This is a genomic window from Streptomyces sp. NPDC048664 (genome assembly GCF_040650555.1).
Classification (GTDB): domain Bacteria; phylum Actinomycetota; class Actinomycetes; order Streptomycetales; family Streptomycetaceae; genus Streptomyces.
This window is the reverse complement of sequence record NZ_JBEZHK010000010.1, coordinates 1-24,505: the sequence shown is the minus strand read 5'-3', so window position 1 is coordinate 24,505 and position 24,505 is coordinate 1. Positions and strand designations below refer to the sequence as shown.

The following is a 24,505-nucleotide window of genomic DNA, read 5'->3' as shown; positions in this document are numbered from 1 at the left end:
GTTCCCGGACGGTCACCCCCCGTCGGCCGTGCGCCCGGTGTAGAAGGCCACCGTCAGGTCCTTCACCAGCGCCTTGCGCTCGTAGTCGTCCAGTTCGACCAGGCCGCGGGTGGTCAGGCGGATCACGGTGTCCTCCACCGAGTCGACCACCGAGCTCAGGACGGTGTCCCGGTGCCGGGCGTCCAGCGCGGCGATGCGGCGCCGCTGGAGCCGTGCCGCGGCCTCGGGGGCGTACTCCAGCCGGGTCGGCTGCACCGAGTACACCTCCAGGCCGACCGGCGCCGCATCCGCCGCCACCAGCCGGGTGAGCGCCTCGCCGACCGCCTCCACGTTGTGCAGGCTCACCATGGCCATCGAGGCGGGCACGTCGGCCGGCACCTGCGGCAGGACACGGGCCAGCGCCGACTCGACGCACTCCCGCAGATACGCCTCGTGGTCGTCGATGCCGAGCACGGCGCGCGCGGTGTCCCTGATCTGCCAGGTCACCATGACGACCACGTGCAGCGCGATGCCGTTCGCGTCGACGGCGGGCAGCGGCTCGCTGCGCCAGTGCCGCAACCGAACGTCGGCCCGGCGGCGCATGACCAGCGGGTTGACCCACATCAGACCGGAACGCCGGACCGTGCCCCGGTAGCGCCCGAACACGCTCATCACCCAGGCCAGACCGGTCTGCCCGCGCATGAGACCGCCGAAGCCGAGCAGGAAGAGGACGCCCGAGCCGACGAACGCGGCCAGTTGCGGCAGGCCGAGGCCCGTGGCCGGGGACACCGGAAGCTCCAGCAGGCGTACCGCGGCGGGCGACACGAGGCCCATCCACCAGGTGGTGACCGCGCAGCCCGCCACCCCGCCGAGGCCGACGAGCACGCCGAGCGAACCGGGCAGCACCAGGGCGCGCCGCTCGACCAGCGTGGGGTCCAGCTCCGGCGCGCGGCGCCGCGGCGGGGCGGGCGGGCGCACCCGCGGCTGCTCGCCGGTGCCGAGCCGCCGCCCCACCACCGCGGGCGCGAGCGGCAGCGGGCCCGCGTCGGGATCCTCACGGAACAGCATGTGGACGGGGATCTCGGATGTCGATTCACTGTGGATGAGACGGGCGTGCCGGACATCGGCCTCGTCCGGACGCCCTTCGGGCTCCGGGTTCTGCGATGTCGTGGTGCTCATGCGTGCCTCCAGACCTCCACGCCGGCGCCGAGGGCCGGCCGCGTCGGAATACGGACGGGGAGAGGGACGGACGGGGAACTGCGCGGACAGGGAAGTGCGGGTCCCGGGGGCGGCCGGGGAGGCGGGCTCAGGAGAACAGGCGCCGCCAGGTCTCCGGGCCCGGATATCCGTCGGCCTGGCGGCCGCTCCAGCCCTGGGCCTGCTGGAAGGCCTCGACGTTGCGCCGGTCCATCTCGCCCCAGCGCGGTCCGGGACCCCCCTCGTAGTGCCTGCCGAAGCCCTTCCTGACCAGTTGCCGGCCCAACTCGAAGACGTGCGGGTCCTCGGCGCCCGGGCGGAACACGCCCGGGCCGGGAAAGCCCGGCAGCCCGTACGGGGTCGCGGTACCGGGCCCCGCGACGGCGCCGCCCGCCCCGGCGACCGCGTCCGGGAGGTCGGCCTCGCCGGGGGACAGCGGCGCGTCCTTGCCCTCCACCGCCTTCTTCCCCGTCAGGTTCTTGTAGCGGTAGGGCACATAGCGGCTGGAGTTCGACCAGTAGGCGTACGGCGTCGTCAGCTTCCGGGCCTTCGGCGGCGTCTCCTCGTAGGCCGTGTAGTGCAGGTGCGCGTAGTCGGTCCAGCCGCCGAAGAGGACGACGTGCGAGCCCTTCTCCGGGTTGGCGGGGTTGTGGAAGAGCAGCATGTCGCCGGGCTGGAGCTGCGCCTTGGTGATACGGACGCCGAACTTGTCGAGGCTGCCGGTCCATTCGTTGGTGCCGAGGTTCCAGGCCATGGAGACGAACCCGGAGCAGTCCTGCCGGTAGCCGTCCGACCAGTAGTCGTCCATGCTGTACGGCACCTTGGCCGCGACCCACTTCTTGGCCCGGTTGATGATGGCCGCGCGGGTCGTCGCGGGCAGCGCGGCGAGGACGCGCGGGCCGCCGGGGCCGTGCAGCGGCATGACGTGGCCCTGCGGGCTCTGGGGAGGCTGCTCGCTCGCGGGGGCGCCCGGGCGGACGGGGGCGTGCGCGGCGGCCACGGCGGGAGTCCACTGGCCCGCGCCGAGCACCGTGCCCGTGACCGCGGCCAGCGCGAGGGCCTGACGGGCCGTCACCCGACTGCCCGGTCCGGGGCGGGAGGGTTGGGGGACTGCAGGGTGCGCGCGCACGCAGCCGAGGCAGTCGCAGCCGCCGCTGGGGTCCCATTCCTCGAACACCGGAGTCTTCATACGCCGTCCCTCGCGCTCCCCATCGACGCCATGAATTGTTTGTCTGGTTTTCTGCATGTACGTTACTTTTCACAACTATGCACCGGAATTCCGGGATTACGGTTCACGTGTGCGGGCGCGCCGCCCCTTGGGGGGTACGCCAGACCTCCGTACGGAGGCCGCGGCGAGGCGCCCGAGGTCGGGAGCACCCTCCGGTGTCGGGTAGAGTTCTCCAGGTCAGCAGGCGCCGCTAGCTCAGTTGGTTAGAGCAGCTGACTCTTAATCAGCGGGTCCGGGGTTCGAGTCCCTGGCGGCGCACGACCGAAAAGCCCCTCGCACACGCGAGGGGCTTTTTCGTATCCGTGTACGGACGCCACCGCGCCCGGGGCCGCGGTCGGCCCGTCAGCCGGTCGGCCGGTCAGCCGCCCGTCAGATACGCCGACACGACCACGTTCGCCGAGTACGTCCTGCTCGCCGGGTCGTAGGTGCCGCCGCAGGTGATCAGCCGCAGTTCGGCGCGGCCCGGCTGCCGGGTGCCGTAGGCCTGCCGGGCGTCGAAGTGGTCGCGGTCCAGGACCGCGACGTCCTCCACCGTGAACTCCACGATCCGTCCGTCGTCCCGCGCGACCCGCACCTTGGCGCCGGCGCGCAGCTCACCGAGGCGGTAGAAGACGGCCGGCCGGGTGTCGGTGTCCACGTGCCCGACGAACAGCGCGGTCCCCTCGGCTCCGGGCGCGACGCCCGCCTGGTACCAGCCGACCACGCCCGGCTGGTCGTACGACGGCGGATCCACCGCTCCCCGCGCGTCCAGGCCGCGCGCCACGACCGGCGCCTGCACCCTCAGGTCGGGGATGTCCACGCGCAGCGGGTTCGCCTGCCGCAACGGAGGCAGCGCGGGGGGAAGTCCGGGCCCCGGGGGGCGACCCACGGCGGCCATGTCGCCGGTCATCGGCGAGGACAGGCCCGGGCGCACATCGGTGACCGAGCTGCCCCACTGCCAGAGCCCGAGCAGCAGGACCACCCAGGCCACCCCCATGAGCAGCCGGCCCGTACCGCGAGAACGTTCATGTGCTGACATGCTTCACTCCGCGTTCCTGCCCCGGCGGGCGACGACCACGGCGAGCGCGGTGCCCGCGAGCACCAGACCGATCACCGCGTGGCGGGCGCCGGGCCCCTCGGCCCGTGCCCCGGCGGACTGCTCGCGTGCGGTACCGCCACCACCCGCGCTGACCGGCGCGACGGGCGAGGAGGCGGCGCTCGGCCGGCCCGTGGCGGTGGCGGCGCCGCTCGCGAGGGCCTGGGCCGACGGGGAGGCCCGGACGGAGGGGGCGGCCTCGGCGGAGGGCGTCGCCATGGCCGCGACGCCCGCCGACGCCGCCGGCCCCGACACGGTCACCGTGCCCTTGACCTGCTGGTCGTCGCAGTCGACCGTGACGGCGTAGCTGCCGGGCGCCAGCGTGGTGCGGACCCGGGTGTCACCGCTCAGGGTGCCGTCCTGGCCCACCAGGCGGGCCGCGGCGACGAACGCGTCCGAGGCCGCGGTGCCGGTCGTGCCGGGGCAGCCTCGGACGAGGAGATGGATGTCGGTGCCGGGCGCGGGCGAGCCAGGCGTCAGCGAGACGCCCGCGCCGTCGACCGCGTACGCGGTCGGGGCGAAGGCGGCAGCGGCGACGGCCCCGGCGCACAGAGTGAGCCGCAGTGAACCCATCGTGAACCTCCCGATACCAGGAGATTCCCTCGTTCCGCACCGCGGCGCATCCGGACGGGACGGTTCGCTACTCCGTCAGGGGGACGGGACCCCCGGCGGGGCGGGGACGGCGGCGGCGGCACTCAGACGAGGTCGACGATGTCCGCGATGGAGTCCACGACGTGGGACGGGCGGAAGGGGTACTGGTCGATGTCCTCGGGCGTGGTCAGCCCGGTGAGCACCAGGAACGTCTGCATGCCGGCCTCCATGCCCGCCAGCACGTCGGTGTCCATGCGGTCGCCGATCATCGCGCTGGTCTCGGAGTGCGCCCCGAGCGCGTTCAGCCCGGTCCGCATCATCAGCGGGTTGGGCTTGCCCGCGAAGTACGGCCGCTTGCCGGTCGCCTTGGTGATCAGTGCGGCGACCGCGCCGGTGGCGGGCAGCGGCCCCTCGGCCGAGGGGCCGGTCTCGTCGGGGTTGGTGCAGATGAACCGGGCCCCGTCCTTGATCAGCCGTACCGCCTTGGTCATGGCCTCGAAGGAGTAGGTGCGGGTCTCGCCGAGGACGACGTAGTCGGGCTCCTGGTCCGTCAGGATGTAGCCGATGTCGTGGAGCGCCGTGGTCAGACCGGCCTCGCCGACGACGTACGCCGTGCCGCCGGGGCGCTGGTCGTCGAGGAACTGGGCCGTGGACAGCGCCGAGGTCCATATGTTCTGGACCGGCACCTCGAGCCCCATGCGGTGCAGCCGGGCGTGCAGGTCGCGCGCGGTGTAGATGGAGTTGTTGGTCAGGACCAGGAACGGCCTGCCGGACTCACGCAGTTTCTTGATGAACGCGTCGGCGCCGGGGATCGGAACGCCCTCGTGGATCAGCACACCGTCCATGTCGGTGAGCCACGACTCGATGGGCTTGCGCTCTGCCATGTGCGTTCTCCTGCCGTACGCGAATCTGCGTGAGTCCAGCGTAGAGCCACCGGCCGCCGGTGATCAGCTGCCGGTGGCGGACTTCCAGTCCTCGACGTAGCCGGAGAGGTTGGTGTCGATGTCCTTCCAGTCGGGCTGGAAGATCTCGACGCCGTCCATCAGCTTGGTGAGGGCGATGGCATTGGCGTCGGTCGCCTTGACGTCGGTGCGGGCGCTGAAGCCGCCGCCGATCTCGCTGACCTGCTGCTGCGCCTGCTGGCTGAGCATGAAGTCGAGCAGCTTCCTGCCGTTGTCGCCGTGGGGGGCCTTGTTCAGCAGGCCGGCCGCGTACGGCAGCGCGAAGGTGGTGGGCTTGCCGCCCGGCGCGGCCGGGAACCAGATGCCGAGGTTCGGCATGGTCTTGGCCTGCGCGAAGTTCATCTGGACGTCGCCGTTGGCCACCAGCAGTTCGCCCTTGTCGACCTTGGGCGCGAGCTTGCCGGTGGAGGCGGAGGGGCCGACGTTGTTGGCCTGGAGCTTCTTCAGGTAGTCGAGCGCGGCCTGCTTGCCGCCGAAGTCGTGGATCGCCTTGACCAGCACGGCGGTGCCGTCGCCGGCGACACCCGGGGTGGAGTACTGGAGCTTGTTCTTGTACTTCCCGTCGAGCAGTTCCTCCCACGTGGTGGGGGCCTGCTTCAGCTCCTTCTTGTCGTAGACGAACCCGAAGTAGTTGTTGACGACGGAGGTCCAGGTGCCGTCCTCGGCCTTGTCGGCGCCGGAGACCTGGTCGGAGCCCTGGGGCGCGTACTTCGCCAGCAGTCCCTTGCCGTCGGCCTGCTGGATGAAGGGGGGCAGGGTGACGATGACGTCGGCCTGGGGGTTGGAGCGCTCGCGCAGGGCGCGCTGCACCATCTCGCCGGAGCCGCCCTCGACGTACTTGACCTTGATGCCGGTCTTCTTCTCGAAGTCCTTGAAGACGCGGTCGTACCAGCCGTCGCCGTTCTCGCCCTTGAGGCCGTCGGCGCTGTAGACGGTGACGGTCCTGGCGTCGGCCGCGGAGGAGTCGCCGCCGCAGGCGGTGAGGGATCCGGCGAGGACGAGGCTGCCGAGCGCGGCGACAACCGGCGTGAGGTGGGTGGTTCTGGGCATGGCGGGGTGAACTCCTCAAGGTTTTTGGCGGGTTGGAGCGCGTCGGTCGGACGGTCAACGGTAGGAGATGGGCGTCGGGAGGCCAGCGGGGAGGGAGGGGCGGCGGTGGGGTCGGGGCGGGCGGCGGCCGGGGGCGGGATGTCAGCGGTAGGACGCCCTGGTGCGCAGCCGTGCGACGGCGAACAGGACGATCAGGGTGGCGGTCATCAGGACGACCGCGAGGGCGGAGCCGGTGAACAGCTCACCGCGGTCGGTGGCGCCGTAGATCTGGACCGGCAGCGGGGTCCAGTCGGGCGGGTAGAGCATCATCGTGGCGCTCAGCTCGCCCATGGACAGGGCGACGCAGAGTCCCGCGGCGGCCGTGAGGGACGGCAGCAGCAGCGGCAGCCGGACCCGCCACAGCACGTAGGCGGGCCGGGCACCGAGTGAGGCCGCGGCCTGCTCGTAGGCGGGGTCGAGCCTGACGACGGCGGCGGAGACGGACTGGTAGGCGAAGGCCGTGACCAGGATGGTGTGGGCCAGGATCACGATCCACCGGGTGCCGTTGAGCAGGAGGGGCGGCTGGGAGAAGGCGACGAGGACCGCGAGTCCGACCACGACCGAGGGCACGGCGACGGGTAGGACGAACAGCGCGTCGAGCACCCTGCGCAGCGGCCGGGGCAGGGCGTGCGCGGCGAGCGCGCCCCAGGTGCCGACGGCGAGGGCCAGCAGGCCCGCGGTGAGGGCGGTGACCAGGCTGGTGGTGAGCGCCTGGAGCGACTCGCCGCGGGTGGCGGCGGCGTAGTGCCCGGTCGTGAGGTCCGAGGGCAGCGCGCCCGACCAGTGGCCGGCGAAGGAGGCGGCGAGGATCACCAGCAGGGGCAGCGCGAAGAGGGGGAGGAACAGGACGAGGAAGAGAGCCCACAGGCTCCACCTCCCGCTGCGGCTATGCACCAGCACGACGGCTCACCATCCGGTACAGGCCGTACAGGCCCACGGACACGAGGACGTTGACGACGGCGACGACACAGGCGCCCGGGTAGTCGGACTCCAGGATCGCCTTGCTGTAGACCAGCGTCGGCAGGGTGGTGACCCCCTTGGCGCCGGTGAACAGCACGATGCCGAACTCGTTCAGACACAGCACGAGGACGAGGCCACCGCCGGCTGTCAGCGCGGGAAACGCCTCGGGCAGGACCACGCGTCGCACGATCCGCGCGGGCCGCGCGCCGAGCGACGCGGCGACCTCCAGTTGCGCGGTGTCGAGCTGCGAGAACGCGGCGAGCAGGGGGCGCATCACGAAGGGCGTGAAGTAGGTGACCTCGGCGAGCAGGACGCCCCAGGGGGTCGTCAGGAACTGGAAGGGCCCCGCGCCGGCGCCGGTCGCCCCCGTCCAGAGGCCGTTGGCGATGCCGGCCGTGCCGTACAGGAACAGCAGGGCGAGGGTGATGAGGAAGGAGGGGAAGGACAGGAAGACGTCCACGAACCGGGCGACGGCCCTGGCGCCGGGGAACGGCACGAAGGCGATGACGAGCGACAGGAAGAACCCGAGGACCAGGCAGCAGGCGGTGGCGGCGAGCGCCAGCCAGACGGTGGTCCACAGGGCTTCCCGGAACGCGGTGGAGGCGAAGACGTCCGCGTAGGGCTTGAGGGAGGTGCCTCCGCTGTCGGGCTGGAAGGACTGCCTGACGACGAGGGCGAGCGGGTAGAGGAACGCGCAGCCGAGCAGGACGACGGGGGGCAGGGCCCACAGCCAGGTCCGGTACGCGCGCTCCCGGGGCGGCGCGGCGGGCGGGGCGGTCACCGCCGGCCCGAGCTCAGCCGTCGTCACGGCCTACCCCCGCGGCCAGCAGCACGGCGTCCTCGGACGCGAAGTGCACCTCGACCTCGTCCCCCGGCGCGGGCGGGCGCCGCAGCTCCCGCACGTCCGCCATCAGGCGGTGGCCGTCCACGTCCACGTAGACGCGGTGGGTGGCGCCCCGCCACTGGATCTCGCCGACGGTTCCGGCGAGCCGGTTGGGCCCGGGGCCCGGGCCGAGCCCCAGCAGGTGCGGCCGTACGCACAGGGTCGCGGCGGCGCCCTCGGCCGCCCCCCGCGTACCCACCTCCAGCTCCACCCCGCCGAAGGCGACCGACGCCGGGCCGGCGCCGACGGTCACCGGGAGCAGGTTCGCGTTGCCCACGAAGGAGGCCGTGAACGCGGTGCGCGGTGTCCGGTACAGGTCGCGCGGGGTGCCGACGTCCTGGAGCCGTGCGCGGTCCATGACGGCGATGCGGTCCGCGAGCGTGAGCGCCTCGACCTGGTCGTGGGTGACGTAGAGGATGGTGACGTCGGGCAGTTCGCGGTGCAGCCGGGCGAGCTCGGCGAGCATCCCCGAGCGCAGCCGGGCGTCCAGGGCGGACAGCGGCTCGTCCAGGAGGAGCACTCCGGGGCGCACGGCGAGCGCGCGGGCGATGGCGACCCGCTGCTGCTGTCCGCCGGACAGCTCGCGCGGGTAGCGGCGCGCGTACTCGCCCATCCCGGTCATCTCCAGCGCCTCGGCCACCCGGCCGGGAATCTCCCGGCGGGGCACCTTCTGCGCCCTGAGTCCGAAGGCCACGTTGTCCACGACCCTCATGTGCGGGAAGAGCGCGTAGCTCTGGACGACCATCCCGATCCCGCGCCGGTGCGGGGGCAGGCCGGTGACGTCCTGGCCACCGACGAACACCCGCCCGCGGGCGGGCCGTACGAACCCGGCGACGGCCCGCAGCGCGGTCGTCTTGCCGGATCCGGACGGCCCGAGAAGCGCCATGACCTCGCCGGGTTCGACGGTCAGGTCGAGCGTGTCCAGGACGGTGGTCCCGCCGTACGCCACGGAGACCCGGTCGAAGCGGATGCCGCTCATGCCTGGTCGGACCCCCTCAGCAGAGCCGGGAGTTCGGTCACCGAGCCGAGGACGTGGGTGGCGCCGGCCGTGCGCAGCGCCTCGCCGTCATGGGCGCCGGTGAGCACGCCGGCCACCACGCCCGCTCCGGCGCGTGCACCGCTGAGCATGTCGTACGAGGTGTCGCCGGCCACCGCCGTCTGCCGTACGCCGTCGGCGGCGCCGGTGCGCAGGAAGGCGGCCAGGACCATGTCGGGGTACGGCCGGCCGCGGCCGCCCGCGTCGGCGGGGCACAGGGTCAGCGGAACCAGGTCCCGCCAGCCGAGGGCGGCGAGGATCGCGTCCTGGGTGACCCGGGCGAACCCGGTGGTCAGCACCACCGTGCGCCCGTCGGCGCGCAGTTCCTCGATGGCGGCGCGGGCGCCGGGCACCTCGGCGACGAGCCCGCCGTCGACCAGTTCGCCGTAGGCCTTCTCGAAGGCCGCGTTGGCGCGCTGGGCGCGGCTCTCCTCGCCGAACAGGTGCCGGAAGACGGAGATCTTGGACTCGCCCATGGTGGCCCGGACGTAGTCGAGCTTGTGCGCGTGGTCCTCGGAGCCGGGCTCGACGCCGAGTTCGGCGGCGGCAGCGGCGAAGGCCCGCTCCACCAGGCCGCCGTCGGCGACGGTGGTGCCGGCCATGTCGAGGACGACGAGTCGGATGTCGTGGGGCGTGGAAGGTATGGAATTCATGAGGAGGGTCACCAACCCAGTTCGTTCGCGGTGGTCTCGGCTATCGCGGGCGAGCAGGTCATGCCGCGCCCGCCGGGCCCGGTGACCAGCCACACCCCCTCGCGCACCTGCTGACGGTGCACCACCCTGGAGGTGTCGGTGCACTGCGCGTACACCCCGGCCCAGCGGCGGCGGATCTTCGGCAGCGGCCGGCCGAGGAATCCCTCGACGACCTCGCGCAGATGGTCGTACGGGTCCTCGACCGCGTCGAACGCGAACGGGTGCTCGTACTCGTGGGTGTCCCCGATGGTCAGTCCGCCGTCCGCGCGCTGCACCATCAGCAGCTGCATCCGGTGGGCGGCGGCGACCTCGGGCTGGGGCTGCTCCGCCTGAAGGCGGTCCAGGGCCGCTCCCCGGTAGGCGGGGTAGTAGCGGAAGCTGTCGGCGTCGGCCACCGAGGTGGGCAGCGACTCGCCGAGCGGGTCGGTCTGCATCATCTGCAGCCGCACCCGGCGCACGGGCAGATCGGGGGCCAGTTCCCTCACCAGCCCGCCGAGCCAGGCGCCCGTGCACAGCACGACGGCGTCGGCGCGGTGCACCTCGCCGTGGTCGTCGCGCACGGTGCCGGGGCCGGTGACCTCGCGGACCTCGCGGCCGGGCAGGAACGTGTAGTTCGGCGCCTTCAGCAGTTCCTCGCGCAGGGCGAGCTGGGCGGTGCGGGGCTCGACGGCCGCGTCCCGCTCGCAGTACAGGGCCGCCTCGTAGGCTCCGCGCAGCGCCGGGTTCTTCGCGCGGGCCTCGGCCGGGGTGAGCAGCTGGTAGCCGCGCGCCGCGGCGTCGGGACGGGCCAGGGCCTCCTCGGCGACCGCCCGTTCGAGGGCGGTGCGCACGGGGGTCAGCGAGCCGTTGGCCCGGAAGCCGAGGCCCGGCACCCGGGCGCCGATCCCCTCCCACAGCTCCCGGGCGCGCAGGGCGGTCTCCAGCTCCTCGCCGCCCGCGCGGCCGCTCACCCAGATCTGTCCGAAGTTGCGCAGCGAGGCGCCGCGCGCCTCGGCCTCGCGCTCGATCTGTACGACCTCGTGGCCGCGTTCCACTGCTTGCCAGGCGTGCATGGTGCCCACCACGCCGGCTCCGACGACTGTCACTCTCACAACGACCACGCTCCTCGGGATCGGGAAACCGGAACGGTCCCCCAGGCAACCAAACGGTGAACCGACTTCCAAGTTTGGGCTAGACCCGTTATCGTTACGTTATGAAAGGGCATCCTGTCGGGCCGGTGTGCCTCAGCCGCTGAGATGGGCCGTGAAGGAGAACCTGTCGCCTCGGTACAGCGTTCGCACCCGCTCCAGCGGCAGCCCCTCGGCGTCGCGCGAGAAGCGGTGGATCAGCAGCATCGGCAGGGCCGGAGGCGTCCCGATGAGCAGGGCCTCGCGCGGGGCCGCGAGCACGGTCTCGATGCGCTCGTCGGCGGCCGCGAAGGTCATGCCCTGCTCGCGGAGGTAGACGTAGAAGGAGGAGTTCGGGGCGAAGTCGGTGTCGAGCCGGGGCAGTCGCGCCACCGCGACGTACGTGCTCTCCAGGCCCACCCGCTCGTCGTCGGCCAGGAGCACACGCTCCATGTGCCACACGGGCTCCCCCCGGGTGAGACCGGTCTCGGCGGCGAGGGCCTCGTTGCAGGGGAACCGGTCGAGGCTGATGAGGGAACGGCTCGGGGTGAGGCCCTGGCGGCGTACGCCCTCGGTGTAGCTGGCCAGCGACAACGGCTGCTCCAGCTTGGGCCCGGCGACGACGGTCCCCCGCCCCTGCCGCCGCAGCCTCCCTTCCAGCAGCAGGTCGCGCAACGCCTGCCGTACGGTCTCGCGCGCCACGTCGTAGCGCTCGGAGAGGTCGCGCTCGGTGGGCAGCAGCCCTCCCTCCCCCAGCTCGGTGACGAGCTCCGCGATCTGCGCCTTCACCGCGTAGTACTTGGGGATGCGGCCGTGCTCGGGGACACCGGCGCGGATGGGGGCACCAGGATCCTGGTCGTTCGGGTAGTCCACCCCGCGATCGTCCCAGACAAGAACCCCCCACCATCCCCCCGGGCCACACCCGCAGAAGCACCAACCCAGGAGCACGGAGAACCACGCACCCCCCCAACGCCCCCGCACCCGACAACACGCCCCAGCCCCCTCAAGGCCGCGGGGAACTGCGCGAATCCCCCAACGCCCCCGCACCCCACAACGCACAGCCACCCCCACCACCAGGGGCGCGGGGAACTGCGCAAAACCCCCGACGCACCCGCACCCGACAACGCGCCCCAGCCCCCTCAGGGGCGCGGGGAACTGCGCGAACACCCCGACGCACCCGCACCGTTCACGACCGGCCCGCACCCCCTCACCGCCCCCCACCCCCACGCCGCACCCGGTGCAGCAGAAACCCCACCCCGGCGGCACCCACCACCCCGGCCCCCACCACATACCCCCACCCCGGCCCCGCCGCCGCACCCGCACCCGCACCCGTCCCCGCCACCACCTGCCCCGCGGAGCCCCCCGTGGCCGCGGCCGAGGGCGCCCCCGTCCTGCGGTCCGCGTCCGGCCGCACCCCGACCCCGGTCCCGCGCTCCGCCTCGATCCGGAACCGGTAGTCGTCCGACTCGCCCACCCAGTCCCCGTCGCCCCCGCGCCGCTGCACGACCGCCGCGTTGACCACGACGTCGTTCGCCGCCGTCCCGGCCGCCACCGCCAGCCGCACCTTCACCGCGACCGTCCGCCCGGCCCCCACCGTGAACCCGGGGAACCCGTCGTCGAAGGCCCCGACCAACTCCGCGCGATCGGTCCGCACGAAGGTGACCGGATGCGCCCGCTCCCCGTCGAAGAACTCCAGCTCGGGCTGCCCGACGGTGAGCGCCTTGTGCGCGTCGACCAGCACGACCACCGGGTGGATGCTGCCGCAGGACCGCCCCGTCGTGTTCGTGAGGTCGATGAACCAGGTGTGCGCCGCGCCGCCGGCCTCGTACGCGTCCGGCCCGCCGTGGATCCGCGTGGTCAGCGGGAAGGACGTACCGTCGGTGGCGGCGCACTCCGGCTGGCCGACCGGAAGGGCGGTCGCGCGCGTCTGCGGGAGCAGGGCGGCGACGAGGACGCACCACGCCGCGAGGGACAGCCGGGGCCCCGACCGGGCTCGCCGAGAAAGTCGCATGAAAACATCACCGCCCATCGGCGGGTCATCGAACCCTCGCCACGCCCGGCCGGCCGGCCCCAGCCCCTCAAGTCCCCTCCGTCAGCGCATCCGCGCCCCGCGCTATCGCTGTCCCCGCGCCCGCCCGAACAGCGGCGCGAGCAGCAGTTGCGCGGCGCCTTCCGCGACCCCGCGCTCCGCGCCGGGCGCGATCCGCACCGGGACGGCCGCGGTCGAGCCCTGGCGCCGGGCGCGGGAGTCGAGGACGGCCCCCACCCCGCGCAGGAAGTCCCCCTCGTGCGCGGTCACGGTCCGCCCGCCGAGCAGGACCAGGTCGACGTCGAGCAGCCCCACCAGGTTCGCGGCCCCCGCGCCGAGGACCCGCGCCGCCTCCGCCACGTCCCCGCGCGCGACGGCGTCGAGGCACAGCGCCTCCAGGCACCCCCGGTCGCCGCACCCGCACGGCGGCCCGTCCAACTGGATCACCTGGTGGCCGAACTCGCCGGCCCCGGTCCGCGCCCCCCGGTGCACGGCGCCGCCGACGACCAGCCCGGCGCCGAGCCCGGTCCCGAGGTGCAGATAGGCGAACGACGCGTACGCGTCCTCGACGGCCCCGCCGAGGGCGAGTCCGAGCGCGGCGGCGTTGGTGTCCTTGTCCACGACGACCGGCATCCGAAGCCGGCGCGCCAGCCCCTCCCGCAGCGGGAAGCCGTCCCACTGAGGGAATCCGGTGACACGGTGCAGCACACCGTGCCGGTGGTCGAGGGGGCCGGGCAGCGCGACGCCGGCACCGAGGACGGCGGGCGGGTGTCCGGCGTCCGCCGTGAGCGCCTCCACCTCGCGCGCCACGCCCTCCAGCACGGCCTCCGCCCCCGCCCCCAGGTCCAGCGGGGCCCGCCGCTCGGCGATCACCGCGCCCGTGAGGTCGCACAGCACCGCCCGCAGTTCGTCCCGGTCCAGATGCGTCCCCACCGCGTGCCCCGCCCCCGGTACCAGCCGCAGCACGGTGCGCGGCTTGCCTCCGGTGGAGGCCCGGCGGCCGGCCTCCGCCACCAGTCCGTCCTCCCGCAGCCGGGCCGTGATCTTGCTGACGGCCTGCGGGGTCAGCCCGCTGTGCTCCGCGAGTTCCAGACGGCTCGCCCCGCCCTCCCCCGCCGTGCGCAGCAGATCCAGCACCAGTGCCGTGTTGTGGCTGCGCAGCGCGGGCAGGTTCGCTCCGCTCGCTCCCCCATACGTCCTGTTCACTCCCCCATTCTCTCCGGCGCTTGCACTTTGGCAACAGCGTTGCGAAAGTGGGGTCATGACTGGCACCCCTCTCCGCGTCGGCCTGGTGGGCTACGGCCTCGCGGGCTCCGTCTTCCACGCCCCGCTGATCGCCGCCACCGAGGGCCTCGCTCTCGACACGGTCGTCACCGCGAACCCCGAGCGACGGGAGCAGGCTCTCGCCGCGTTCCCCGACGTGCGGATCCACGCGAGCGCCGACGAGCTGTGGACCCGCGCGGGCGAGCTGGACCTGATCGTCGTCGCCTCGCCGAACAGGACGCACGTACCGGTGGCGACGGCCGCCCTGGAGGCGGGCCTGCCCGTCGTGGTCGACAAGCCGATCGCGGGCACGGCGGCCGAGGCGCGCGGCCTCGCCGCCCTGGCCGAGGAGCGCGGGCTGCTGCTGTCCGTCTTCCAGAACCGCCGCTGGGACAACGACTTCCGCACGCTGCAGAGCCTGCTCGCCCAGGGCGCGCTGGGCGAGGTCCGCCGCTTCGAGTCCCGCTACGAGCGCTGGCGCCCCCAGCCGAAGGGCGGCTGGCGCGAGTCGGGCGACCCGGCGGAGGTCGGCGGTCTGCTGTACGACCTCGGCAGCCATGTCGTGGACCAGGCGCTGGTCCTCTTCGGCGCGGCCACCTCCGTGTACGCCGAGACGGACGTACGACGTCCCGGTGCCCAGACGGACGACGACACGTTCATCGCGCTCACGCACGCCGGCGGGGTCCGCTCCCACCTCTACGTCTCCGCGGTCACCCCCCAGCTCGGCCCGCGCCTGCGGGTGCTCGGCTCCGAGGCCGGGTACGTCAAGTACGGGCTCGACCCCCAGGAGACGGCCCTGCGCGAGGGCCTGCGGCCCGGCCCCGGCTGGGGCCAGGAGCCGGAGTCGCTGTGGGGCCGTATCGGCGCCGGGGAGTCCCCCCTGACCGGCGGCGGCACCCCCGTACCGACCCTCCCCGGCGACTACCCGGCGTACTACGCGGCGATCGCGCGCGCCCTGCGGGAGGGCGGCCCGGCCCCGGTCACCGCGCACGAGGCGGCGGCGGCGCTCGACGTCCTGGAGGCGGCCCGGCGCTCGGCCCGCGAGGGCGTGGTGGTGACGCTGTGACCGCCGCGGCACCGACGATCGAGGAGCTCCAGGCCCAGGAGCGCCGCCTGACGCTCTCCCGCTTCACCCACGACGACGCGTGGGCGCTGGGCTCGCTGCTGGTGGAGCTGGCCCGGGCCCGTGCGGCCCCGGTCGCGATCGACATCCGCCGGGGCGGCCAGCAGCTCTTCCACGCGGCGCTGCCCGGCTCCACCCCGGACAACGACGCCTGGATCGACCGCAAGCGCCGTGTGGTCGAACGCTACGGCTGCTCCTCCCTGCTGGTGGGCACCCGCTTCCGGGCCAGGGGCACGACGTTCGAGGACTCCTCCCGCCTGGACCCCGACCGGTACGCGGCGCACGGAGGCGCGTTCCCGCTCGCGGTGGAGGGCGCGGGGGTGGTCGGCTCGGTGGTGGTCTCGGGCCTGCCGCAGCTGGAGGACCACGCGCTGGTGGTGGCGGCCCTGGAGAGGTTCACGGCGTCCCGATAGCGTCCCGCCGGGCCGTGTCGGCCTCCTCCTTGTGCAGCAGCGCCCGCTCGACCGTGCTCCACGCCGTGCTGGTCACCACGTACAGGGCGGCCGCCAGGGGCACCACCGCGACGGTGACCAGGGTGAAGAAGGACAGGAACGGCAGGAACGCGGTGACCGCGCCGAGCCCCGGCACCCGTCCCTCGCCCTCCGCCGGCACCGGCGCCGCCACCAGCTTCGTGCGCCGGTAGTTGTACGTGGCGATGCCTGCGACCAGCGCGAACAGCCCCAGGTAGACGAGACCGGCCGGGCCCAGGAGCCCCCCGTGGCCGAGCGCGTCGGTCCACCGGCCGCCGAGCGGAGCGGCGAACAGCGCGTGGGTGAGCAGGTCGTTGCTCCGTCCGCCCACCGTGCTGTTCGAGAACAGCCGGTACAGGACGAAGAAGGCGGGGAGCTGGAGCAGGCTGGGCAGCAGCCCGGACACCGGGGAGATGTTCGCCTCGGCGTGCAGGTCGAGCACCGCCTTCCGCAGCTTCTCCGGGTTCTTCCCGTGCCGTCGGCGCAGCTCGGCGATCTTCGGCTGGAGTGCGGCACGGGCCCGCTGGGTGCGCGCGGTGGCCCGGGACAGGGGGTGGACGAGGAGTCGTACGAGCGCGGTGAACAGGACGATCGCGACGGCGGAGGAGGAGGCGTGGAAGAGCGGCTGGAGCAGGTCGGCCAGCCGCTGGACCAGGTCGGCGAACAGGGACATGCAGGTGGACATGAGCGTGGACACGGTGAAGCCCTTCGAGGTCGGATCGTGCCGGAGTCGACAGGTGTGACGCGTGCTCGGCAGGACGACCCGCGCGGGTTCGCACAGGGGAGACCGTCACGTCCGCGCGAGACGGCGGACGTGACGGGGAACGTACGGGGAGTACGAAGAGGACGAGTGCGGCCCTACGCGGCGGTCGTGGTCGCCGGGAGGGCTCGCCCCGGCGCCCGTGGACGGCTGCGCCCCGCCGCGTCGGGGTCCCGTTGCGGCAGGAACGCCGTGCGGTGCCGCCGCTCCCGCAGGGCCGTGCGCACCCGGGTGGGTGGCACGGCGGGGACGGCGCGGGCGGTGATCAGCGCGCACACGGCCAGCGCGGCACCGGCGGCCGTCGTCGCGGCGGTCGCGGCGAGGGTGACGGCGGCGGGCAGACCGCCCTGGTCGGACACGGTCACCGCGAGGGCGAGGAGCAGGGCCAGCAGGGCGGTGACCGGGAGCGGGCGGGCCGGCAGCGCGAGTGCCCGTGCCCCACGTGTCCGCGGCGGACGGATCGGCGTCCGACCCGTCGGCGTCCGCGCCATCGACTTCCCCTCCCCCGGCTCCCGGTGACGGCTCAGCGCCGCGCGACGGCCTCTGTCTCCAGCGGCTCCAGCAGTCTCTTCGCCCCGCGCAGCGCCTGGCTGACCGGATCGGCCGGGATCCGGTCGATCCCGGGACCCGGCACCATGATGACGTCCGGGACGGGTACGACGGTTCCGCAGTCCGGGCATTCACCGTACGGGCCGAGGTCCCTGCCGGTGCCGCAGGTGGCGTGGCGGAACAGGTGGATGGGCTCCTGGCCGAGCTGTTCGCGGCCCCACAGGCTCAGCGACCGCAGGACGGGCCACAGGGCGATGCCGCGCTCGGTGAGGACGTACTCGTCCCGCGGCGGGGACTCCTGGTAGCGGCGCTTCTCGAGGATTCCCTCGGCGGTGAGGGTCTGCAGGCGGGAGGCGAGCACGGCTCGCGGCGCGCCGAGACGGACGAGGAAGTCGTTGTAGCGGCGCACACCGTAGAACGCGTCGCGCACGACGAGCAGCGTCCACCGCTCGCCGATGATCTCCAGCGCGCGGGCGATGGTGCACTCCTGCGCCGCGTAGTCCTTGCCCAGTGCCATGCCCCCACTGTAGCCACTCTTCCCCCAGTTGGTTCATTGACCGAATCGACTTTTCGATCCCTTGGTTCGATGAATGAACTTAAGGCTGCTACGGTCGGGAGAGGTGAAGGTTCAATGAATGAACTAGACCCCCTGTGAGCCAGACCGCCACGAACCCGCCCTCTACGAACTCGACCCCGTCCCCGGAAGGGCCCGGCCTCATGCCCCAGCTGGAACGCACCGCGGCGCAGACCGCTGCAGCCGACGCCACCGCCACCACCGCTCCACCCCTGGCCGGACAGGCCGCCCCACGGACGACCCCCACCCTGGCCCTGACCAGCGCGGCCACCGCGGTGGCACTGATGACGTACACCGCCCCCACGGTCACCCTCCCGAACACCGCCGCCGCCCTGCACACGCCCGTCTCCGCACAGGCGTGGCTGCTCAACGGCACCCCGCTGGGCCTCGCGGCGCTGCTGCTGGTCGCCGGCAGCCTGGCCGACGACTACGGCCGCCGCCGGATCTTCCTGGCGGGCACCGTCGCCCTCGGCGTCACCACCGGCCTCGGCGGCCTCGCCACGTCGACCTGGCTGTTCACCCTGGCCCGCGTCGCCCAGGGCGCGGCGAGCGCGGCCATCCTCGCCAGCAGCCTCGGCCTGCTGGTGCACGCCTTCCCCACCGCCCGGGGGCGGCTGCACGCGACCGGCGTGTGGGGCGCCTGCGTCAGCGGGGGCATCGCGCTCGGGCCGCTGCTCGCCGGAGCCCTGCCGGGCTGGCGGCCGGTCTACGGGGTGCTCGCGGGCGTGACGCTCGCCCTGGCGGCCCTGTCCGCGCGCGCACTCACCGAGTCACGCGCCCCGCGCGGCGGCAGGCCCGACGTGCTGGGCGCCCTGGTCTTCGGCCTCGCCCTGACCTGCCTCGTGGCCGCGCTGACGCTGGGCCGCGACGGCTGGCTCCGCACCCCCGTCACCGTGCTGCTCGCCGCGGCCGCGGTCCTCCTCGTGCTCTTCGCCGTGGTCGAGCACCGCACCCGCACGCCGATGATCGACCTCTCCCTGCTGCGCCACCCGCGCTTCCTCGGCTCGGCGGCGGCCGGCCTGTTCACGGGCCTGAGCGTGCTCGGCCTGTTCACCTTCCTGCCGTCCCTGCTCCAGCGGACGATGGGCCTGTCCGCGCTGGACACGGCCTGGCTGGTCCTGATCTGGTCCGGACTGTCGTTCCTGGTCGCGCTCCAGTCCAGGCGCCTGGCCGGCCGCGTCTCGCCCCGCCACCAGCTGGCCCTCGGCTTCGCGCTGCACGCCGTGGGCGTCCTGACCATGTTCGGGGCGATCGGTTCGGGCTCCTGGGTCCGCGTACTGCCGGCCCTGGTGATCGGCGGAGCGGGCAGCGGCCTGCTGAACGCCGCGCTCCCCCTGGTCGCCGTGGAGTCCGTCCCCAACGGTCGGGCGGCGATGGGCTCGGGCGCCCAGCAGACGTTCCGCTACATCGGTTCCTGCGCGGGCGTGGCCCTGGTGATCGCCCTGGTGTCCTCGGGCGGTTCACCGGCGCACGGCTTCGACATCGCCGTGTTCGTCTCGATGGGCCTGGCGGTCGTGGGCGCGCTGGCGGTGCTGGGGCTGCGCGACCGCGGGTGACGCGGCGGTGCTCCCGGGCGCGGGGCGCCCCCGTCGGGTGCCCCGCCCCGCGCTCACCGGGGGCGCGCGGAGACGAGCGTGCCCCACACCACCAGCCGGTAGCGGGAGGTGAACTCGGGGGTGCAGGTGGTCAGGGTGAGGTAGCGCCCGGCGCGGGAGTAGCCGTAGGACGGTGCGACGCGGCTGCGCGGCACGGGAGCGATGACACCCCCGTCCGCGGCCGACGTCCGCGGCAACACCTGGTCGACGACGTACGTGTAGGAGGCGGCCCCGGTCTCCACGGTCACCGTGTCCCCGCGGCGCAGGCGGTCCAGGTGCCGGAAGGGCTCACCGTGGGTGTTGCGATGCCCGGCCAGCGCGAAGTTCCCCGCCTGGCCGGGCTGCGCGGTGCCCGGGTAGTGCCCGACGTACCCCTTGTCGAGCACGTCCGCCTTGCCGACCCCTTCGGCGACGGGGGCGCGCAGGGAGAGGCGGGGGACGACGAGGACGGCGTAGGCCTCGGAGACGGCGGGCCGAAGGGGACCGCCCCGGCGGGAGGAGTCCGGGGAACCGGCCGGTCCCCTGGGGCCAGGAGAACCGGAACTGCCGGACGACCCATAGGTATTCAAAGTACCTGAATCACTCGAAGCACCCGAATAACCCCCCGGTTCGCCGCTCTTCGGTCCTCCCCTCCCCTCTCCCCACTGCCGCTCCAGCGCCTCCACCTTCCGGTCGGCGCCGCGCCGCGCCTCCCGGTTGGTCCACCACAGCTGGTGCACGACGAGGAGCATCAGCACGAGCCCGACGGTGACGAGCACCTCACCGCCCGTCCACAGCGCCCGCCGGCGCAGAGCACGCCGACGGCGTGCGGCGTGATCGACGACGGGGGTGCGCATGAGGCCGGACGATAGGGGGTGACGCCGCAAGTGGCCATGGGCGTGCGGGAGTCACCCGCCGACCGCCGCGCGGACCCTCCCCTCGTCCGCACCTCTGGCCTGGGAATCTCTCCAATTTGTCGGTCGGCGGCAGTACGGTGTCCCCCATGCGCCCCGACACGCCTGCCGAGAACGTGGACCACAACGCCGAAGCAGCACGCCTGGAGCGGACTGCCGATCTGTATCCCGAGGACGCGGAACACCTGCTGACGCAGGCAGCGGCCCACCGGGAGCTGGCCGGCGACCGCACCGGGGCCACCGCGCTGTACGACCGCCTGCTGTCGTCGTCCGCCCCACTGGACCACCCCCACCTCGTCCGCGCCCTGAAGGCCGCGAACCTGTGGGAGTACGGCCATGAGGCGGAGGCCCGCGCGATCATCGACGGCGTCCGCGCCGCCGCCCCCCGGGACGCGGCCCCCTGGGCGATCGTCGCGGAGGCGCTGGAGTCGCACGACGAGCTGGGGGCGGCGGAGGCGGCGTTCACGCAGGGGCTGGACCTGCTGCTCGAGGACGGCACGCAGGAACCCCCGCAGTCCACCCGCCCGCTGCTCCACGGCCGCCACCGGGTGCGCCGGATGCTGGGCGCGGCGCACGACGACCGGGACCGGCTGGCGGACACCCTCCACTCCTCCCAGATCTCCCTGGACGAACTGCACGACCCCAAGCGGGTCTGGTCCCTGGGCTCGGACAACCCGGCGGAGCTGGCGGCCGAGATCAACCGCCTGCGCGCGGAACTCGGCGCCTACCGGGAGGCCTTGTCCCGCCCGTTCCCGGTGGCGGTCCTGCACTGGCCGGCGGCCGAGATGACGGAACTGGTGTCCGCGTACCCGGCGCTGGCCACGGAGTACCCGTCCCCGGCCGAACACCTGGCGACGATAGAGGCCTCCTTGCGGGAACTGGCCGCCTCGGGCACGCCCAACCTGGGCATCGTGACCGGCACGGTCCCGTCCTACGAGGCCTTCGCGGCCTCGGAGAGCGCGTCCCCCCAGGACGTGTCCCTGCTCCCCCAGTACGCCACGACCCTGGCAGCCCGCGGCCGCGCGGTGGCCTGGCCCCCGGAGCGGGGCACGGGATGCTGGTGCGGGTCGGAACGGGTGTACGAGGGGTGCCACGGATCAGCGGTGTAGCCCACTCTCCGACCAGCGCGCTGGACGGAGATCGCAAGGACCCCCGGGTGTCAGTGGCGGCCTGTAGAACTGCTTAGCGTGGGCACGAAGAACCGTGTCTGGGCGATCACTCAAGGAGCAGTCGTGGCAAAGCCGGGGGACCTGTCGCGGCCCGAGGCAGGGGTGTATGAGCAGCTCATCACTGAGGGGCTGCAGGGCCGGATAGAGGCATGGGAAGCCGCAGGCTGGAAGGCCATCCACTCGGAGGTCAGCGAAGCTTCCGCACCCCACGTCCTGGCCCGCCACATCGGTGAGGCTGTAGGGCGCCGATTGAGTCAGCTGCCGCAACAGCAGCAGGTGGCCGCCGCCAATCAGATCATGCAGGCACTGGCCGTCAGCGCCCCCGACCCGGATGAGGACCCGTCGACCGCCGCCATCGCAGATGGCCCCCGTCAGCTCATGGCTCTGGCTGAACGGGAGGCCGACGGCGTCTACGCCATTCGCCCCCTCACACCTCTCTCCGAGACCGCACTGATCACCAATGCCCCGGGGGACCCGAGTTTGGGGGCGGAACTGAGGGCGGAGCTCGCTACAGCGGATCGCATCGATCTCCTGTGCGCGTTCGTCAAGTGGCATGGCATACGGGTTCTTGAAGACTCACTGCGCGCCGCGAAGGACCGTAACGTCCCGATTCACGTCATCACCACCACCTACATCGGTGCCACTGAGCGGTATGCCCTAGACCGACTGGTCCGCGAGTTCGGCGCAAAAGTGAAGGTCAACTACGAGATCCGATCAACACGCTTGCACGCCAAGGCGTGGCTGTTCCGGCGGCGTTCCGGGTTCGATACGGCGTATGTGGGAAGTTCCAATCTGTCGAAGGCAGCACTCCTCGATGGTCTCGAATGGAACGTGCGACTGTCGTCCATCGCAACTCCCAGGGTCATCGACAAGTTCAAAGCGACCTTCGATGCATACTGGGCCGACCCGGCGTTCGAAGCGTACGACCCTGACCACGACGGAGAACGGCTCGGCGAGGCACTCGCGCAGGCATCCGGCACCAGTTCGGCAGGCGATCTGAAGATCAGTCTGTCCGGGCTCGAAGTCCACCCGCACCCCTACCAGAAGGACATGCTTGAGCGTCTACAGATCGAGCGCGAGATCCGTGGGCGCCATAAGAACCTTTTGGTGGCGGCCACCGGAACCGGCAAGACAGTCATGGCGGCCTTGGACTACCGAAGCCTGCGTGACAAGAACGACGGCGCGCTCCCACGACTGCTCTTCATCGCACACCGCAAGGAAATCCTGAAGCAGTCACTGCGAACGTATCGTGAAGTGCTCGTTGATGCCTCGTTCGGTGAGCTGCTCTACAACGGTGAAGAGCCCCGGGATGGGACTCATGTCTTCGCCAGTGTCCAGTCCCTCAGCCCACGCCGCTTGGAGAAGTTCGACCCACGACACTTCGACGTCATCGTGATCGATGAGTTCCACCATGCAACCGCTGAGACGTACCAACGCATCATCAAGCACTTCCAACCAACCGAGCTGCTCGGCCTCACGGCAACTCCAGAGCGGATGGATGGACTCAATGTGCAGGATGAATTCTTCGATGGCCGCATCGCCGCCGAACTGCGCCTGTGGGAGGCACTAGAAAATGATCTCTTGTGCCCGTTCCACTACTTCGGCCTCCCCGATGGGACAGATCTCACCAACCTCAACTGGCGCTCTGGCACATACGATCGAAATGACCTCGGAGCCCTCTACGCTACTGACCTCGCTCGCGCCCGCATCGTCATCAAGCAAGTCAAGGACAAGATTGCTCATCCGGCCGCGATGCGCGCGCTCGGATTTTGCGTAACCAAAGCGCATGCGCACTTCATGGCGCGCTGCTTCCGTGAGGCGGGGATCCAATCCGAAGCCTTGGACAGTGACTCGACGCCCGCAACGCGTGAGCGCACCCTGTCCGACCTTAAGGCCGGGCGCATTCAAGCGGTCTTCTCCGTCGATCTATTTAACGAGGGACTAGACGTCCCCGACGTCGATACTCTACTCCTCTTGCGCCCCACGAACAGCGCAACAGTATTCCTCCAGCAGCTTGGACGCGGGCTGCGCCGCACGCCAAACAAGCCGGTCCTGACGGTGCTTGACTTTATCGGCCAGCATCGCGCGGAGTTTCGTTTCGAAGAGCAGTTCCGAGCTCTCACCAACCTCTCCAGAAACCGCCTGGTCGACAGCATCGAAAATGACTTTCCGCAACTACCGTCGGGCTGCCAGATCATCTTGGAAGGGAAGTCCAAGGACCTGGTCCTAGACAACATTCGCACGCAACTGCGAGCCACCATCAACACGCTAGCGAAAGAAGTCAGGGAGTACAGCACGCCGACACTGGCAGATTATCTCCGTGAGAGCCGCCGGGAGATCAAGGAGATCTACAAAAGCTCTCACTCATGGACGAAGATACTGCGCAGGGCTGGACTCATCACGGAAATCACCTCGCCTAACGAAGAGCAACTCCTGCGGCGTGTCCACGCCTTCCTGCACGTGGACGATCCGCAACGAGCCCAAGCCTATTTGAGGCTACTCGCCGGCAACGCTCCCACCTACGACTCCCTCTCCGCCTTGGACCAGGCATACGCCCGCATGCTTTTCTTCAACCTGTGGGACAAGGCAGGGGGGTTTGACAGCTATCAGAATGGTCTCGAGTCGCTCAGGCCAGAGAAGATCTTCCGTGACGAGCTCCGACAGGTTCTGACTCACGCCCTGGAAGAAGCCGACCACTTCCCCCTCCCTCTCGAAGGGGCACATCGCCACATTCCGCTGAAGGTACACAGTGCATACAATCGCTCTGAGATCCTCGCCGCCTTGGGCGTGGCACGACTGGGCGGGCAGATGCCTAGAGACTTTGGCCAGGGCGTGTGTTGGGTCGAGGACATGAAGACTGATGCCCTTCTCATCACTCTAGAGAAGGACGAGCGGGACTTCTCTCCCACGATCCGATACAAGGACTATGCCCTCAGCCCGACCCAGTTCCACTGGGAGTCGCAAAGCACAACCCCAGAGAACTCTCCAACGGGTCTGCGTTACCAGAATCACAAGGAGCGCGGAAGCAACGTCCTGCTCTTCTTGCGCCGATACAAGCGGAACAGTATCGGCAGGTCCGAGCCTTGGATGCTTCTAGGTCCAGCCACCTTTGAGACGCACACGGGCAGCAAGCCCATGGCGATTACCTGGAAGTTGGAGCACGAGCTACCGGCAGACGTGTGGACTTAAAGGTCCTAACAAAGACGCTGAACGTGTCGGTAGGTGATCAGACAGCTGGCGAGGCCGAGGAAGCCTTCGTGGATGTCGTCGCGTCGTTCCCAA

Annotated in this window: 23 protein-coding genes and 1 tRNA gene; 6 read left to right on the top strand and 18 right to left on the bottom strand. The window is 71.8% G+C overall.

The features are described from left to right. Positions 1–12 precede the first annotated feature (12 nt). Both AB0C59_RS13375 and AB0C59_RS13370 read right to left on the bottom strand, forming a co-directional pair. Positions 13–1,158: an SPFH domain-containing protein gene (locus AB0C59_RS13375; protein ID WP_363003803.1), complete on the bottom strand. Its 1,146-nt coding sequence runs from the start codon at positions 1,156–1,158 to the stop codon at positions 13–15. 127 nt (positions 1,159–1,285) lie between these two features. Further along, positions 1,286–2,365: a peptidoglycan-binding protein gene (locus AB0C59_RS13370; RefSeq protein ID WP_363003802.1), complete on the bottom strand. Its 1,080-nt coding sequence runs from the start codon at positions 2,363–2,365 to the stop codon at positions 1,286–1,288. Between the two features lie 223 nt (positions 2,366–2,588). Here AB0C59_RS13370 and AB0C59_RS13365 point away from each other — a divergent pair. Continuing rightward, a tRNA-Lys gene (locus AB0C59_RS13365) sits at positions 2,589–2,662 on the top strand. Between the two features lie 100 nt (positions 2,663–2,762). On the opposite strand, the gene AB0C59_RS13360 is transcribed toward AB0C59_RS13365, so the two are convergent. The 12 genes from AB0C59_RS13360 to AB0C59_RS13305 all read right to left on the bottom strand — a co-directional run bounded on the left by AB0C59_RS13360 (position 2,763) and on the right by AB0C59_RS13305 (position 14,033). Next, positions 2,763–3,422 (bottom strand): class F sortase, encoded by a 660-nt coding sequence (locus tag AB0C59_RS13360; protein WP_363003800.1) that lies wholly within the window; start codon positions 3,420–3,422, stop codon positions 2,763–2,765. Between the two features lie 3 nt (positions 3,423–3,425). Beyond that, positions 3,426–4,052 (bottom strand): hypothetical protein, encoded by a 627-nt coding sequence (locus AB0C59_RS13355; RefSeq protein WP_363003798.1) that lies wholly within the window; start codon positions 4,050–4,052, stop codon positions 3,426–3,428. 122 nt (positions 4,053–4,174) lie between these two features. Continuing rightward, on the bottom strand, positions 4,175–4,954 hold the full coding sequence (locus AB0C59_RS13350; protein ID WP_363003796.1) for an HAD-IIA family hydrolase: 780 nt from the start codon (positions 4,952–4,954) through the stop codon (positions 4,175–4,177). A 63-nt stretch (positions 4,955–5,017) separates the two neighbouring features. Then, positions 5,018–6,082 (bottom strand): 2-aminoethylphosphonate ABC transporter substrate-binding protein, encoded by a 1,065-nt coding sequence (locus AB0C59_RS13345; protein ID WP_363003794.1) that lies wholly within the window; start codon positions 6,080–6,082, stop codon positions 5,018–5,020. 141 nt (positions 6,083–6,223) lie between these two features. Continuing rightward, positions 6,224–7,021 (bottom strand): ABC transporter permease subunit, encoded by a 798-nt coding sequence (locus tag AB0C59_RS13340; protein WP_363003792.1) that lies wholly within the window; start codon positions 7,019–7,021, stop codon positions 6,224–6,226. After that, positions 7,008–7,862 carry a 2-aminoethylphosphonate ABC transporter permease subunit gene (locus tag AB0C59_RS13335; RefSeq protein WP_363004149.1) on the bottom strand — a complete coding sequence of 285 codons (855 nt, stop codon included), beginning with the start codon at positions 7,860–7,862 and terminating at the stop codon, positions 7,008–7,010. The genes AB0C59_RS13340 and AB0C59_RS13335 overlap by 14 nt, the downstream gene beginning before the upstream one ends. 13 nt (positions 7,863–7,875) lie before the next feature. Then, positions 7,876–8,943: an ABC transporter ATP-binding protein gene (locus AB0C59_RS13330; protein WP_363003790.1), complete on the bottom strand. Its 1,068-nt coding sequence runs from the start codon at positions 8,941–8,943 to the stop codon at positions 7,876–7,878. Further along, a complete protein-coding gene (locus tag AB0C59_RS13325) occupies positions 8,940–9,653 on the bottom strand; it encodes a phosphonatase-like hydrolase (protein ID WP_363003788.1) in 714 nt (237 codons plus the stop codon). The genes AB0C59_RS13330 and AB0C59_RS13325 overlap by 4 nt, the downstream gene beginning before the upstream one ends. Before the next feature lie 8 nt (positions 9,654–9,661). Next, positions 9,662–10,783 (bottom strand): TIGR03364 family FAD-dependent oxidoreductase, encoded by a 1,122-nt coding sequence (locus tag AB0C59_RS13320; RefSeq protein ID WP_363003787.1) that lies wholly within the window; start codon positions 10,781–10,783, stop codon positions 9,662–9,664. Between the two features lie 132 nt (positions 10,784–10,915). Beyond that, positions 10,916–11,671: a GntR family transcriptional regulator gene (locus AB0C59_RS13315; RefSeq protein WP_363003785.1), complete on the bottom strand. Its 756-nt coding sequence runs from the start codon at positions 11,669–11,671 to the stop codon at positions 10,916–10,918. Between the two features lie 334 nt (positions 11,672–12,005). Next, positions 12,006–12,809, bottom strand: a complete 804-nt coding sequence (locus AB0C59_RS13310; protein ID WP_363003783.1) for a hypothetical protein — start codon at positions 12,807–12,809, stop codon at positions 12,006–12,008. A gap of 102 nt (positions 12,810–12,911) precedes the next feature. Then, a complete protein-coding gene (locus tag AB0C59_RS13305) occupies positions 12,912–14,033 on the bottom strand; it encodes an ROK family transcriptional regulator (protein WP_363003781.1) in 1,122 nt (373 codons plus the stop codon). Positions 14,034–14,088: 55 nt separating this feature from the next. On the opposite strand from AB0C59_RS13305, the gene AB0C59_RS13300 reads away from it, so the two are divergent. Both AB0C59_RS13300 and AB0C59_RS13295 read left to right on the top strand, forming a co-directional pair. Beyond that, on the top strand, positions 14,089–15,156 hold the full coding sequence (locus AB0C59_RS13300; protein ID WP_363003779.1) for a Gfo/Idh/MocA family oxidoreductase: 1,068 nt from the start codon (positions 14,089–14,091) through the stop codon (positions 15,154–15,156). Next, positions 15,153–15,626, top strand: coding sequence for a heme-degrading domain-containing protein (locus AB0C59_RS13295; protein ID WP_363003777.1), 474 nt, complete (start codon positions 15,153–15,155; stop codon positions 15,624–15,626). Before AB0C59_RS13300 ends, AB0C59_RS13295 begins: the two co-directional genes overlap by 4 nt. Here AB0C59_RS13295 and AB0C59_RS13290 read toward each other — a convergent pair. The 3 genes from AB0C59_RS13290 to AB0C59_RS13280 form a co-directional block, all read right to left on the bottom strand. Then, positions 15,610–16,356, bottom strand: coding sequence for a YidC/Oxa1 family membrane protein insertase (locus AB0C59_RS13290; protein WP_363004147.1), 747 nt, complete (start codon positions 16,354–16,356; stop codon positions 15,610–15,612). The two genes, AB0C59_RS13295 and AB0C59_RS13290, sit on opposite strands and share 17 nt — an antisense overlap. Before the next feature lie 185 nt (positions 16,357–16,541). Further along, the gene (locus tag AB0C59_RS13285; RefSeq protein ID WP_363003775.1) at positions 16,542–16,934 is read right to left on the bottom strand and encodes a DUF6412 domain-containing protein; all 393 of its coding nucleotides are present in this window, start codon (positions 16,932–16,934) and stop codon (positions 16,542–16,544) included. Between the two features lie 32 nt (positions 16,935–16,966). Then, positions 16,967–17,509, bottom strand: coding sequence for a helix-turn-helix domain-containing protein (locus AB0C59_RS13280; protein WP_363003773.1), 543 nt, complete (start codon positions 17,507–17,509; stop codon positions 16,967–16,969). 200 nt (positions 17,510–17,709) lie between these two features. On the opposite strand from AB0C59_RS13280, the gene AB0C59_RS13275 reads away from it, so the two are divergent. Next, a complete protein-coding gene (locus tag AB0C59_RS13275; RefSeq protein ID WP_363003771.1) occupies positions 17,710–19,122 on the top strand; it encodes an MFS transporter in 1,413 nt (470 codons plus the stop codon). A 53-nt stretch (positions 19,123–19,175) separates the two neighbouring features. Here AB0C59_RS13275 and AB0C59_RS13270 read toward each other — a convergent pair whose 3' ends face one another. Beyond that, positions 19,176–19,997 (bottom strand): class E sortase, encoded by an 822-nt coding sequence (locus AB0C59_RS13270; protein WP_363003769.1) that lies wholly within the window; start codon positions 19,995–19,997, stop codon positions 19,176–19,178. A 146-nt stretch (positions 19,998–20,143) separates the two neighbouring features. Between AB0C59_RS13270 and AB0C59_RS13265 the strand changes: the two genes are divergently transcribed. After that, positions 20,144–21,163, top strand: a complete 1,020-nt coding sequence (locus tag AB0C59_RS13265) for a hypothetical protein (RefSeq protein ID WP_363003767.1) — start codon at positions 20,144–20,146, stop codon at positions 21,161–21,163. 123 nt (positions 21,164–21,286) lie between these two features. Further along, complete coding sequence (locus tag AB0C59_RS13260; RefSeq protein ID WP_363003765.1) at positions 21,287–24,412, top strand: DUF3427 domain-containing protein; 3,126 nt, start codon at positions 21,287–21,289, stop codon at positions 24,410–24,412. The last annotated feature ends 93 nt before the right edge of the window (positions 24,413–24,505 follow it).